At 67.8% G+C, this 13,032-nt stretch carries 11 protein-coding genes; 3 read left to right on the top strand and 8 right to left on the bottom strand.

From position 1 onward, the window contains the following. Positions 1 to 311 precede the first annotated feature (311 nt). Positions 312 to 1,496: a DUF2786 domain-containing protein gene (locus ACIBO2_RS28535; protein WP_397300658.1), complete on the top strand. Its 1,185-nt coding sequence runs from the start codon at positions 312 to 314 to the stop codon at positions 1,494 to 1,496. A 661-nt stretch (positions 1,497 to 2,157) separates the two neighbouring features. Here ACIBO2_RS28535 and ACIBO2_RS28530 read toward each other — a convergent pair. After that, entirely contained in the window at positions 2,158 to 2,394 is a 237-nt protein-coding gene (locus tag ACIBO2_RS28530; RefSeq protein WP_358553722.1) for a pentapeptide repeat-containing protein, read from the bottom strand. 57 nt (positions 2,395 to 2,451) lie between these two features. Continuing rightward, on the bottom strand, positions 2,452 to 2,796 hold the full coding sequence (locus tag ACIBO2_RS28525) for a pentapeptide repeat-containing protein (RefSeq protein ID WP_358553710.1): 345 nt from the start codon (positions 2,794 to 2,796) through the stop codon (positions 2,452 to 2,454). Between the two features lie 287 nt (positions 2,797 to 3,083). Between ACIBO2_RS28525 and ACIBO2_RS28520 the strand changes: the two genes are divergently transcribed. Together ACIBO2_RS28520 and ACIBO2_RS28515 are read left to right on the top strand one after the other, a co-directional pair. Further along, positions 3,084 to 4,265 (top strand): pentapeptide repeat-containing protein, encoded by a 1,182-nt coding sequence (locus tag ACIBO2_RS28520; protein WP_397300655.1) that lies wholly within the window; start codon positions 3,084 to 3,086, stop codon positions 4,263 to 4,265. A gap of 223 nt (positions 4,266 to 4,488) precedes the next feature. Next, the gene (locus tag ACIBO2_RS28515) at positions 4,489 to 5,433 is read left to right on the top strand and encodes a pentapeptide repeat-containing protein (RefSeq protein ID WP_358553706.1); all 945 of its coding nucleotides are present in this window, start codon (positions 4,489 to 4,491) and stop codon (positions 5,431 to 5,433) included. 450 nt (positions 5,434 to 5,883) lie between these two features. Here the strand turns inward: ACIBO2_RS28515 and ACIBO2_RS28510 are convergent, their stop codons facing one another. From ACIBO2_RS28510 to ACIBO2_RS28485, 6 genes are all read right to left on the bottom strand, one after another. Next, positions 5,884 to 6,579, bottom strand: coding sequence for a hypothetical protein (locus tag ACIBO2_RS28510; RefSeq protein WP_358553704.1), 696 nt, complete (start codon positions 6,577 to 6,579; stop codon positions 5,884 to 5,886). A gap of 152 nt (positions 6,580 to 6,731) precedes the next feature. Next, the gene (locus ACIBO2_RS28505; RefSeq protein WP_358553702.1) at positions 6,732 to 7,115 is read right to left on the bottom strand and encodes a Rid family hydrolase; all 384 of its coding nucleotides are present in this window, start codon (positions 7,113 to 7,115) and stop codon (positions 6,732 to 6,734) included. Positions 7,116 to 7,123: 8 nt separating this feature from the next. Then, a complete protein-coding gene (locus ACIBO2_RS28500; RefSeq protein WP_358553700.1) occupies positions 7,124 to 8,614 on the bottom strand; it encodes a carboxylesterase family protein in 1,491 nt (496 codons plus the stop codon). A gap of 20 nt (positions 8,615 to 8,634) precedes the next feature. Further along, positions 8,635 to 9,549, bottom strand: a complete 915-nt coding sequence (locus tag ACIBO2_RS28495) for an MBL fold metallo-hydrolase (RefSeq protein WP_397300650.1) — start codon at positions 9,547 to 9,549, stop codon at positions 8,635 to 8,637. Positions 9,550 to 9,707: 158 nt separating this feature from the next. After that, entirely contained in the window at positions 9,708 to 11,777 is a 2,070-nt protein-coding gene (locus tag ACIBO2_RS28490) for an FUSC family protein (RefSeq protein ID WP_358553698.1), read from the bottom strand. 53 nt (positions 11,778 to 11,830) lie between these two features. Continuing rightward, entirely contained in the window at positions 11,831 to 12,865 is a 1,035-nt protein-coding gene (locus ACIBO2_RS28485; protein ID WP_358553696.1) for an MBL fold metallo-hydrolase, read from the bottom strand. Positions 12,866 to 13,032: the final 167 nt, after the last annotated feature.

The raw sequence follows: 13,032 nt of genomic DNA, 5'->3' as shown, positions 1-13,032 counted from the left end.
CCGCCACCTCATGACGCGACACCATGATCTCCGCGTCCTTCGACGCCTGGCCGCGGCCCGGCAACATCAGCCGGCCGAACACTCGAAGCGTGATCAGACAGAGCAGGCGAACAGGCACAAGACGCGATCTTTCGTGCGGGTACGAACCCCGGCAAACCACAGGTCAGAGCCGTCGTGGTCGCGTTTTGACGCGGTACATGGTCAGCCGGGGTCGGTCAGGACCTCGCCGCCTTCCACCGCGCCGGTGAGCAGAGGACGAGGCTTCGTCGCGGTAGGGTTCTGGCGGACTTTCTTCAAGGTGGACGGCACGTGTGAGTAAGGCTGATGAGCTGATCGGCGCGGCGATGGAGGCCCTCACCCGCGAGGATGAGGCAGCCTTCGACTCCGCCGCCGCCTTCCTGGCCGACCGGGACGACGCCGATCGCGTGCTGGTGGAGGTCGTGACCCGTGCGATCTCGGGGTTGTGGCGCAACGGCTGGCAGCCCGCCGACGTGGTCAGGATCGCGGCCAGGCGGCTGACCGACTGGCACGGGCGGGCGGCGGCCGACCTCATCGCCTGGGAGATGCGGGCCTACGCGCCGGCCACGGTGGACGAGCGCTGGCGCGACCAACTCGCCGGCCTGCAGGCCGCGGTGTGGTGGAAGGGCGGCTACCTGGCGGCGCGGCAGGCGCGCGACGGGGCCGGCCGTCTGATGACCGTCTCCGGCGTGCTGGAACTGCTGGGGTTGCTGACCGGGCTGCCGCGGCTGGAGTCGTTGAGCCCGCCGCCCGGGGCCGCTCGCCGTACGCTCCAGGCACGCTCGCACGTGGTCAGTGAGAAGACGCTCGGGCGGGTGCGGGCGCTGCTCGCCAAGGCGGAGTCGACGGCGTACGAGGCGGAGGCGGAGACGTTCACGTCGGCGGCGCAGAGCTTGATGGCGAAGTACAGCATCGACGCGGCGATGCTCGACGCACAGCCAGGCGGAGGCGAGGCCCCGGCGGGCATCCGGGTCGGCATCGACGCGCCGTACGAGCAGCCCAAGGCCGTGCTGCTCAACCTCATCGCCGAGGCCAACAGGTGCCGGGTGATCTGGTCGAAGGAGCTGGGGTTCGCCACCGTGCTGGGTTTCTGGGCGGACCTGTCCTGGGTGGAGATGCTGTTCACCTCGCTGCTGGTGCAGGCGCAGACCGCGCTGGTGAACTCGGGCACCAGAAAGCACGGCACCGGCCGATCGAGGAACAAGACATTCCGCCAGTCGTTCCTGTCGGCGTTCGCCTCCAGGATCGGGGAGCGGCTCGCCGAGGCCACGGCGGCCGCGGTCTCGCAGGAGAGCGCCAGCCTGTGCACCGACCTGGTGCCGGTGCTGGCGGCCCGCGAGCAAGAGGTGGAGCAGGCGGTCGAGCGCATGTTCCCGAACCTGATCTCGCACGCGATCCGCACGTCCTGGGACCGGGAGGGCTGGGCGGCCGGCCGTAGCGCCGCCGATCAGGCCAGCCTCGGGGCGCGAGACCGATAGCGCCTGTATTGCGCCTGCCGAGAATCACATCCACCCAGGTCATGGCCATGTGAGGGCTTAGCATGGTGGCGCGAGGAACGCCAACTCGGCACCGACACCAGAGTCAGATTCGCTCCCAAAGACCGGCCCGCCCACCCTCCAGTCCATCCGCGCTCTCATCCTGCGCATGGTTCGGGAGAACCCCGGCTGGGGCTAGCGACGGGTGCACGGCGAGCCCACCACCCTCGGCATCAAGGTCGCGCCGTCCACGGTGTGGGAAGTACATCCCTGCTCTTCCCGCAGCAACCGGAGATGGCGGATGGATCATGGTGTGCCCTGCGGGACGCCTATGATCCGCTGGCACGATGTGCCAGGGTGGTCCTCCTCGAAGGGCCGGAAGCCATTGCCGCAAAGGCTGAAGGCGTCAAGATGGCGGTCACGGATGCAAACGGAGCGCTATGGCACATTGCGCAAGGCACCCCTCGTTCCCACTTCGACAACGCTCACCAAGTGTTCCGTGACCGGCTACAGAGCTTCCTCGAAACCGCCCGAGCGACCATAAGCTCCCCGTAGCGGACTGCTTTTCGAGCACCAAGGAGTCGCTGGTTCTCGGCATCCTGGACCGCACCTATTCGGGACATCCCTCAGAGAGGCCTACCCAGCTCCGGTTGCTGAGTCGTTCTCAGCGGTCGCCGACTGGACAGCGAACTCCTCGTAGGTTCTGGTACGGATAGGCGGGAGCGACGTAGCCGTGTAGGTCTGATGAGGGAGGTGTCGAGGCCGTCGGGCCAATGGTGGTCTCGTACTCGTCGAAGACCACGCGTTTCAGCGAGGCACCGGTCAGGACGGCGCCTATCAGCGTGGCTTCGCGTAGGTCGCCGTAGGTTAGGAGGGCGCCGCGCAGGTTGGCGTTTCGCAGGTCGACCTTGGTCAGATCGATGCTCCGAGATCGACGCTCTCGGCAATGCCTCCCCGGTCAAGGCCGCGTCGCGCATGTCGGCCTGGTAGAGGATCGCGTCGGCCAGGACCTCCCCGCCAGTCGTACTCCGGTGAGATCAGCACGAGTCAGGTGGGATCCGACGAAAGTGGCTTCGGTCAGATCGCTGAAGTGGAGGTCCGCGTCGCGGCGCCATGCGGAGGGGAGGTTGGCCTTGGGCAGGACCAAGCAGTCGAGGTGGAGTACCTGGCCCTCGAACCGTGTCCCGGCGGCCGAGGATGGTCTCAGTGCCGCGTGGATGTCAGGGGCTCGGAGGGAAAGGTTGGCAGAGTTGCCCGGTGCCGTGATGGCGTGACGCGTGCTGGGTGTCGCGTTGTGGGTCACGGGCTCGGCCGCCAATGAACGCGAAGAGGATCTCCCCAATGGTCCGGCGGTCGGCTGTGGAGGAGCCGGAGATGCGTTCCAGGGCGCTGTTCACGCCCTCGGGGGGCAAGATCCCTCTTCCGAGATCAGGAAGCAACTTGATCAGTGGACCGCTTCCGACCGTACTTCGTTGAACTCGAAACCCAGCGACTCGACTCCCACCCCAACTTGGGACCAGGCGGTCTCTTCCGTAGCCACCGTGCGAAAACCACCCCAGGAGATGTCTGTGGGCTGCCAAGCTTGGGCAGGTGGCAACGAAACCCCTCGCCAGCGGCCGAAGAGTAGATCCTCCCCCGAAGGAAACAGGCGGCGTCCGTTTGACTCCGATCGGCGCGGCCCTGGCAGGCGCTTTGCTGTTGGCCGTAGTTGGAGTAGCTGGCCTGGTCACGACTCTGCTGATCGTTGGGGGAAGTCCGGCGATGCAGCCGACCCCCACGCTGTCGCTGGCAAGCCTCCTGGAAATGATCAAAATCTCTGGTGCCGCAGTCGCCGGGATCGGTGGGGTGATCGCACTCGTTGTTGCGTACCGGCGGCAGCGCGTACTTGAGACGACCTCCGCGCTTGAACATTCCAAGGAGGACCGCGAACGCTCCCGTATGTTCAACGAACGCTTCGCCACCGCTTGCGGCCAACTCGGCGAGGACAACGCGGCCGTGCGGCTAGCAGGCATCCATGCCCTCGCTGGACTCGCTGACGACTGGCCTGCTGGCCGGCAGACATGCATCGACGTACTGTGCGCCTACCTCCGCATGCCCTACGAGATCACTCCCGAGTCAGACGCCTCTGTGGAACATCGGCTCCATCTGCGGTCGATGACCGAAGTCAGACGCACGATCTGGCGGATCATTGGAGCTCACCTGCGACTGGAGACAGAATCATCGTGGCGCGGGCACGACTTTGACTTCACCGGCGCCGTGATCGACTGCGATGTTCCCTTCTTCGGGGTCCGGCTTTCAGCCGGCACGCTGACGTTCAGCGGTGCACAGATCGTCAGCGGAAACGTCTGGTTCCACAACGCGGAGTTCTCTGGTTGTGAGGTGATCCTGTCCAACATGGAGTTGATCGGAGGGGAACTTTCGTTCCATGGGGCGACATTCTCCAGCAGCGTGATTTGGCTGGTAGGCACGCAGTTCCGCGGCGGGGAGGTGTCCTTTGGTCATACCGACTTCTCCGGTGCCGAGGTCTGGTTTGCCAACGCGCAATTCGGCGGGAGCAAAGTGTGGTTCGACCAGGCTCGGTTCCGGAACGGCAAGGCATATTTCGGGTCGTCGATGTTCAACGGCAGCGAAGTCACGTTCGAAGGCGCACGATTCGAAGGCTGCGAGGTGGATCTGCGAACCGCCTCCGGCGTGAACCCCGCCTCGTTCAGACTGCCCTCCCACACTCCTGGTCTGCTTCTGCCGCCGGATCCGGATCAGCAGAGTGCGTGATCGCAATTCCGCGAACACGTTCGTCTCTGGAGAATGGCAGCGATGTCCAGCCGGACCGCTAGAACCCGGCACACGCCAGCAACATCAGCCGCGCCCACAGGCCAGACGAAGAGACAAAACAGCCGACTGCAAGCCGCGAAGCTGATCGACGTGATAAGAGGACCCCATGATAGGAGCGGCTTTTTGGCGCACAGCAGCTGGTGTCGCATGTTTCCTGGTCGTTGTGCTCGGCACTCTCACGCTGCTGCCGCACCTGCTCTACCCGCCTTTGACCGATACTCAGCTCAGCGGAGTGAAAGGCGCTGATACCCGCATCCAGCTGCAACAGGCACAGTCTCAGCTGCAGAACAATGCACGCTCTACCCTCCTCCAGGCTGTCGCTGGCTTGCTTGTCGTCGCGGGTGCGGTGGCCACTTGGCGGCAGGTGCAAGTCAACCGCGAAGGACAGATCACCGAGCGATTCACCCGGGCTGTCGACCAACTCGGGAGTGACAACACCGACGTCCGCGTCGGTATCTACGCTTTGCGACGCATCGCTGACAACTCCCCGTCGGATCGCAACACAGTCCAGTTCATGCTCGGAGCGTTCATTCGCACCCATGCAGCCTGGCCGGTCGGCATGCCCGACGGCCCCGAGCATCCGACCACCGCAGTGGATCAACATCTACCCTGGCTGCATATCCGCGCCCCTGACATTCAGACCGCCATGGAGGTGCTGGGGAATCGTCCTACGTCGCCAGATACACGAAGACTCTACTTATCTCGCGTGGACCTACGCAGTGTCCAACTGGACGGTGCGCGCCTGATCGGCACACAGTTACGCCACGCCAATCTTGCGCGGGCCTGGCTACGCGGCATACGGCTGGATCATAGCGACCTCAAGTCGACTGACCTCCGGCAGACGAATCTAGAGAACGCCAGCCTCGTAGAGTCCAACCTCCGTGGTGCTCATCTGGAGGGTGCAAATCTGAGGGGAACCGACTTCAGTAGGGCTGATCTCCGCAGAGCTGATCTTCGCGGCACCAATCTCGCTGACGCCACACTGGTTGGCGCACTGGCCGACCCCACAACAGCCTGGCCTCTCGACTTCGACACCAACCACCTTCGCCGCGCTGGAATACGTCTCATCAACGACGAGGGCGAGCCGTCAAACACCGCAAACGAGTAGAGCTCGACAAGTCGGATTCCGTAGAAAGGACGGCAGATCTGTGGGCTGATAGCGCCACGAGCAGCCCGAGCGACCCCCGGCTTATACAAGAACACCCGCACCTGAATAGCGGGTGCCGCAGGTTCGAATCCTGCCGGGGGCACGCACCAAATCTTCGGCACTGGCACTCGCGACCTGCCATCAGCAGGCCGAACAGGCACCTCACCAACCGGTAGACCAGCGATAACAACCTTGCGATGGTCGCAGCCGCCGCTCTGATAGCGCAACTAAACCCCAGCTCGGAGCACGAAATCGTGTTTCCGAGCGGGACACCGTCCTGGCCGGGCTCATGGCTGTACCCGCCGTCCTCATCTCCTCCCCGCGGACTCGAGCGCGTGGCACCCACCAAGCCGGGACGCCCTGTCGACGGCACAGCGCGGTGGCCGGCACAGTCCCACGTGCCGACGCTGGTCACAGCCCGCATCTCCCGGCGGTGAGTGCGGTGATCGCGCACTCGGCGGCGTGCTGTGCCGCGAATGCGGAGGGGAAGGGGGCACAACTTCGGGAGCCGCGGCCGGCCGGTCCGCCGGTGATCCTCCACAGCCAGGCGGGGCGTGGGGGGTGACGATGCCAGACGGGCGCCGCCGCCGGGGGAGTGCTCCGAGCTGTCCGGACCAGTACGTCGTGTGTCACCCCGCGCCCCGCCGTGGTGGCGCAGTACCGGCGGCCGCTGTCGTGAACGGTCCAGTCCAGGGGTGTCGGGGTGGAGTCCGACACCTCCAGGAGGGTGTCCGCGAGGTCAGCCAGAATCCGATACAGCGCGGCTCGTACCACCTCGGTGTGGTCGCGGCCCCAGTGGCACGGGGACCGTTCGGCGACCTCCTGCGCGAGGGTGTGCGCGGCGAGTTCGCGCAACGGATCTCCGGCGCCGAGGTATCCCGGCGCCAGGACTGCGGCGGCGCCCCGTAGGAGGTCGTCCCGGGTCATCGCGGTGCCGCGGGCCAGCTTCCACAGGTCGGCCGGGCCGACACCGTCGACCGTGCGCCGGATGCAGAGGGCCGCCGTGTCGGAGGGGGCCGGGACCTCGGCGTTCAGGAGACCCGCCTGTACGTCCGTGGCCGCGTACACATCGCCCGGCTGGAGCGCGCCCGGAGGTACCGACCCCACCGCCTGAAGGACCCGCTCGTGGATGCGGCGTACGGGATGGGGCCCAGGAGGAGGCGCCGGTCGTCCGGCAAGTACGCACAGAGCGTCGGGCAGGTGCGCCGGCGCGACCCTCAGGGCGGCGCACGCCCGTGTCAGATGACCGGCCATGGTGATCAGTCGTCCAGCACGGCCAGGGCGTCGATCTCGACGAGCAGTCCCGGCGGAAGCCGCATGTACACGGTGGTGCGGGCGGGGAAGGGCGCGCCGACAGCCTCCGCGTACGCCTGGTTCATCTCGGCCAGATGGGCGGGCTCTGTGAGGTACACGCGCAGCATGACGACGTCCTCCCAGCCCGCGCCGGCCGCCTTGAGCACGGCATCGACGTTGCGCAGGGTCTGTGCGGTCTGATCGGCGACTGTGGCGCCGACGACCTCGCCGGTGTCCGGGTCGAAGGGGAGTTGCCCGGAGACCTGAAGGATGGGGCCCTTGCGGATGCCCTGGGACAGCGGGGCCCCCAGGATGGGGGCGTTCTCGGTGCTGATGACGGTTCTGGTCATGATGTTCCTCAGCTCCAGACCTGGCGTTCGCGGGTGCGGGGGCCGTCGATTTGGGTCCACTCGGTGTCGATGCGCATGGTCGCTCCGCGTTCGGCGTCGTACGGATCCCAGCCGGGGTCGCCGGTCCTGGCGAACCGGATCCAGGTCTCGTGTACGCGGGCGGCGAGGCCCGCGGGAGCCGTGCCGGGACCGAGCAGGGCGTTGGGGCCGTGCAGGTCGGGCCGGTCCGCGAGGTCGAAGACGAAGGGCAGCTCGACCGCGTGGGTGGCGCCGAGCTCTCCGTCCAGGGCCTGGGAGCGCCAGGCGAACTCGTAGGCGTAGGTGACGGACCCGGGATGGGCGGCGTGTGCGCCGGCCAGAGCGCGGCTGCCCGCGCCGAACAGGGCGTCGCCCATGATGGCGGAGCGCAGTTCCGCGAAGGACGCCTCGGGGCGCGACTCGCGGTATGCCTCGACGAGCCGTGCTGGATCCGGGTGCGAGCGCGCCGCCGCCTCGTCGACGTCGGAGGCGGTCGAGGTGGCGTACTTGCCCACCGGGACCAGGTAGAGGTTCCCCTCTTCGGTGTTGGTGCCGACGAGCAGGTCAACGTCGGCGCTCAAGCCGACGGCGACGGACGCGGCGGGTTGTGTGTCGAGGACCAGGCTGAACGGGCTGAGTCCGATCAGCGGGTCGCCGTGGGTGTCGGTCCGCAGATCGATGCCCGCGAGCCGGGAGGCGGCCTCGACCAGGCGTTCGTCGGAGACGTCGGCGAACGCGCCGGCGTGGGGCTCAATGCCCAGGGCCTCGGCCGCCGCCTTGGTGACGCGGGCGGCCTGCTCGGTGCTGAACGCGCCCAGGCCGCTGCCGCTCTGCACGATCGCCCGGTGGAACAGGCCCGCGGCATCGGAGGTGGCCAGGACGCCGCCGACGATGGTCGCCCCGGCCGACTGGCCGAAGAGGGTGACGTTGTGCGGGTCGCCGCCGAAGGCTGCGATGTTCTCCTGGACCCAGCGCAGCGCGGCGACCACGTCGAGCAGGCCGCGGTTGGCGGGCGCGCCGGGGAGGTCGAGGAACCCGGCGATGCCGAGCCGGTAGTTGAGAGTGACCAGGACGACGCCGTTGCGGGCGAACGCGGAGCCGTCGTACATTGTGGATCGCGTCGAGCCGGCGACGAACCCGCCGCCGTGGACGAACACCATGACCGGCAGCCCGGCACCGCCGGCGGCGGGCGCGAAGATGTTGACCGTGAGATAGTCCTCCCCGCGGCTCCAACCGGCGCCGAAATAGGGGGACATATCCACGCTGCCGAGCTTGCGTTCGGACTGCGGCGCGTTGGGCCCCGGCGCCGTGGCGTCCCGCACGTCCTCCCACGGCTCGTGCGGCCGCGGCGGCGCGAAACGGCCGGCGCCGCGAGGTGGGGCGGCATAGGGGATGTTCAGGAAGGTGAGGGCCGCGCCTTGGCGCAGACCACGGACGGCTCCCTGGGCGGTGGCGACGACGGGGTCAGGGCGGTGATTCACGGTGGTGCCTTTCCGGGGGCTCAGAACTGCTCGGTGTACGGGGCGAAGGGCGCCCAGCCCTTGATCGCGAACTTGCCCCCCTCGCGGATGACTTCAGCGGCACCATGGCCGCCCAGGTGCGCGGGAATGACGAGGGCGTTGTTGTCGACCGCCCAGCCCAGGAGCTTGTGGCGGGTGGCGCGGGCTTCGGCGGGGTCCTCGCAGAAGCAGCTGTTGGAATCGGGTTCGTGGATCTGGAGCGGGCTGTGCAGCAGGTCGCCGACGAACAGCGCCCGGTCCGGCCCGGACTCCAGCGTCAGCACCGACGAGCCCGGCGTGTGGCCAGGGGCGAGGTCGAGGCGCAGATTGCCGTCGATGCGGTGGCTGCCCTCCCAGAGCTGGGTCTGGCCGGCCTCGTGTACGGGGGCGACGCTGTCCTCGAAGACATTCTGGTTACCGCGGCCCAGCATGGGCTTGTGGTCGTTGGCAGGGTTCCAGAAGTCGAAGTCCGTCTTGGACATGAGATAGGTGGCGTTGGGGAACGTCGGCACCCAGGTCCGGCCATCAAGGTAGGTGTTCCAGCCGACGTGGTCGATGTGCAGGTGCGTGTTGATCACGATGTCGACGTCTTCAGGACGGACCCCGGCGCGGGCGAGATTGTCCAGGAAGGCGGTGTCCAACCGGTTCCACACGGGTGCGTACGGGCGATCCTTGTGGTTGCCGACGCCGGTGTCGACCAGGATGGTTCTTCCCTCGCTGCGCAGCACCCAGGTCTGGATCGCCGAGTTGACGATCCGGGTCTCGGCGTTCAGGAAGTGCGGCGCCAGCCAGGAACGGTGGGCCTCCCATGCCTGCGCCGGGCTCTTCGGGAAGAACGCCTCAGGCGTCATGTCAACAGGGCCGAAGTACTCCCAGACCCGGGTCAGCGTGACATCGCCCAGGGTGATGGTGTCCACGATTGTCTCCAGTTCGATCGGTTCCGCGTGCTCGGCCGCGGCATGGCTGAGCGGCCCCTCATGACGGGTTCAGGGGGTGCCGCGCTCCTGCGGGGCGGTGTGCCGGTGGTGCTGTGACCCCGGCGGAGGCGTCCCCGTCCTCAGGGGGTTACGCCTGCTCATCCATGGTGCGCCGGCCGTGGTGGACAGCGGTATGAGTCACCTGACTGCATCTGGGCACAACGCGGTGTGCCGACCCGCTCAGCAGGCGGCGCCGGCGGGTCAAAGGCTCGTGCGAGCGCCGTCAGAATCAGGTCGATACGGTTCAGATGGAGCAGCAGGCGCTCCTGCGGCGACAGTGGCCCGCGACGCGTACGCCGTTCACCGGAGAGCAGCGACAGCGCTCCGGCGATCTTGAGGCGTTCCGGGTGGGAGGCGGTGCGCCGCCGGCGTCGCGCGAGGCGGATCAGGCGCGTCACCCTCCCCTGCGTGCGGTCGGCCGCCGCGGTGACCCGGGTGGCGTACTCGTCGTCCTGCGGGAGGCGCCCGGCCACGACGGCCAGGTTCCGGGCGTGGTAGGCACAGGCTTCCAGCCGTTCCAGCAGGTGGCGAGCTCGATCACGACGGCCGCGCTGGGGATTGAACGGGTGGGTGAGCGGCAGACAGGCTTTGCGGAAGGACTCCAGCGCCCGGTCGAGATCATGGGACGCGCGTATCAGGCTCGTCGTGGTGCCGGTGCTCGGGCTCCGCGTCGTCGCGTCCAGCAGGCGGCTGAGGGCCAGCAGGAAGCGGACTAGTTCCTCGTCGCCGGCCCGGCGGACCGTGAGGGGCGCCACGACCACGGTGGCGAGGACGCCGCAGGCGACTCCCAGCGCGGTCTCCTGCACGCGCAGGACGAGCACGGTCGTCGAGAAGGTGTCCAGCAGCGCGAGCAGCATGCTCAGCATGCCGGTGATGAAGAACGTCACCGCCCAGTAGGCGTCTGCCGGCGTGTAGAAGGTCCCGAACATGCACGCCAGCAGCAGCACCAGAAGCAGCGGGCCGTACGGTCCGGCCAGGGTGGCCAGGCCGTAGCCGAACACCGCGCCGAGAACTGTGCCCGCCACTCGGCGCGCGCTTTGCAGGAGGACTTCGCCGGTGCTCTCGGTGTTGATGAACACGACCCACGTGGCCATGACGGCCCAGTACCAGTGGTCGGGTGACAACAGGTGACCACCGAGGATGGACAGCGTGGAGGCGGCGGTCACCCGGAGGGCCTGCCGGGTCGTTCCCCGCCTCCGGCCTTCGGGGCCCGCCTCGCGGCAGCGCCCGGCGGTCCGCGGTGCGGCGGGCTCGTACGGAGTCGCCCCGATCCTCGTCGGGGAGACGACGCGCGGGCCGGGAAGGCGCATGGCCGCGGCCAGTTCGTCGATCTCCCGAAGACAGTCCGGTAACAGGGCGGGTGCGTCACGTGGTGTGCGAGCCGCGCGGACGGCGAGTACGACGAGTCGCTGGGCGGCCACCTCCGCGCGTGTGACGTGCCGCAGGATCCAGCCGTCGGTGGCCTCGCCGACCGCGCGCTCACCGAGAAAGTCCCCGATCAGGAGCGCAGCCACGTGGAGCCGGTCCAGACGGCGCTCCAGCGACAGGCTCAGCGTGCCGGTGTCCTGCGCGGTGCTGAGCAGGACGGCCGTGTCTCGCAGGACGTCGCGCAGTCGCGCGTTGAAGGTGCGCCGCAGGCGGGCGAGAACACGGGACGACGTCATGAATCCCGTGCCGTAGAAAACGGCCACGACCGCACAGAACGCGACGACTACAGCCCCACCCATCGCCGGCAGCTCGCTCGCTCGTGCCCCGGCGAACTGCGCCAGGAAGAAGCCCATGAAACCGAAGACGCCCACGCCCTGCCCTCTGGCGCCGTACTGGCGGGCGCGGACGGCGAGGTAGATGAGCAGCAGGAACACGATTGCGGCCGTGACCGGGTACGGCCTCAGCACGGCTCCAGCGGCCAGGGCCGCGAGGGACACCGGAGCCCCTATCCCCAGCGTGATGAGCTGGTTGCGCGAATGCAGATCGCTGATGGCCAGCGAGGTCACCATCGCGGTGAACCCGCCGGCCAGCAACGCCGTGCCGGACTGCCCCAGGGCCGCCAGGACGGTCAGGGACGCGGCGGCGCCAAGGACGGCGCGCATCGCGGAGGCCAGCCGCATCAGCCCGGGGTCGGCGGCGGCGAAGCGCTCCCACAGCAACGCCGTCTTTCTTGCCCGCATGACGGTCTCCGTACATCCTTACGTGAGCGAACAGAGGTCCTCCGACGGCCGGGTCAGCTACGGCTGAACCCCGCCCACTCCTTGATCCGGAAATTTCCGCCGCTGCGCGCCACCTCTGCGGCGCCGTGGCCGGGAAGGTGCGCGGGCAGGATGAGGGCCTTGTGATCGGCGGCCCACTCCAGTTCGCGGCGCCGGGTCGCGAGCGCCTGCTTCTCGTCCTCCTCGAAGCAACTGTTGAACTCGGGGTGTTCGAGCTGCAGCGGGGTGTGGAGCAGGTCGCCGATGAACACCGCTCTGTCGTTTCCCGACTCCAGCCGGATTACGGACGAGCCGGGAGTATGTCCGGCGGCGAGGTCCAGCTTCAGGCCGGAGTCAAGGGTGTACGAGCCCTCCCACAGCTTCACCAGGCCCGCCTCATGCACCGGGAGCACACTGTCCTCCCAGACGTTCTGGTTACCCTGCCAGTACTTCGGCCGCACAGGGCCCGCGGGGTTCCAGAAGTCGAATTCGATCTTCGGGATCAGATAGGTGGCGTTGGGGAAGGTGGGCACCCAGTCACGGCCCTCGCGCCGGGTGTTCCAGCCGACGTGGTCGTTGTGCAGGTGGGTGTTGACAACGACGTCGACGTCCTCCGGCCTGACTCCCGCGCGGGACAGACGGCGCAGGAAGCCCGTGTCCATGTACTGCCACTGCTTGGCGTACGGACGGAACTTGTCGTTCCCGGCACCGGTGTCGATCAGGACCGTCCTGCCCCCGCTGCGCAGGACCCAGGTCTGCAAAGCGGAGTAGACCATGTCGGTGCCCGGCTCCCAGAAGTCCGGGCTCAGCCAGTCCTCGTTCTCCTCCCACAGTTCCTTCGGACTTCCGGGGAAGAACTGGCGTGAGGTCATGCCGACGGGTCCGCTGTACTCCATGACACGAGTGACGGTGACCTTGCCCAGCTCGATCGTCTCGACGCGGGTCCGGCTCTCGGAGGCTGCGGCGGAGGCGGTGGTCGGCCGGCCCAGCAGCCCGGCGGCGCCGATGCCCGCCGCGGCTCCGACAAAGCCGCGCCGGCTCAGGGAACGTGAAGTATTGATGCTGTTCATTTCCGCTCTCCGATGGAATCACTGGTCACGGCCTGCGTGTCCTCGCGAGCAAGGAACACCAGGACCGTGACAGGCCGCTTTCTGATGGTCGCGGCCGGATGCTCACCATCGTCCGCAATACGGGCGCGGGCCGGTATCAGTCACTCGACTGAAGAACCGCTGGCAGG

This window comes from Nonomuraea sp. NPDC050022 (genome assembly GCF_044460705.1).
Lineage (GTDB): Bacteria > Actinomycetota > Actinomycetes > Streptosporangiales > Streptosporangiaceae > Nonomuraea.
This window is presented reverse-complemented; position numbering and strand designations above follow the sequence as displayed.

Coding starts and splice junctions, on each gene's coding strand:
- ACIBO2_RS28505 (WP_358553702.1), bottom strand. CDS start 7,115: ATGACCAGAACCGTCATCAGCACCGAGAACGCCCCCATCCTGGGGGCC.
- ACIBO2_RS28490 (WP_358553698.1), bottom strand. CDS start 11,777: ATGCGGGCAAGAAAGACGGCGTTGCTGTGGGAGCGCTTCGCCGCCGCC.
- ACIBO2_RS28485 (WP_358553696.1), bottom strand. CDS start 12,865: ATGAACAGCATCAATACTTCACGTTCCCTGAGCCGGCGCGGCTTTGTC.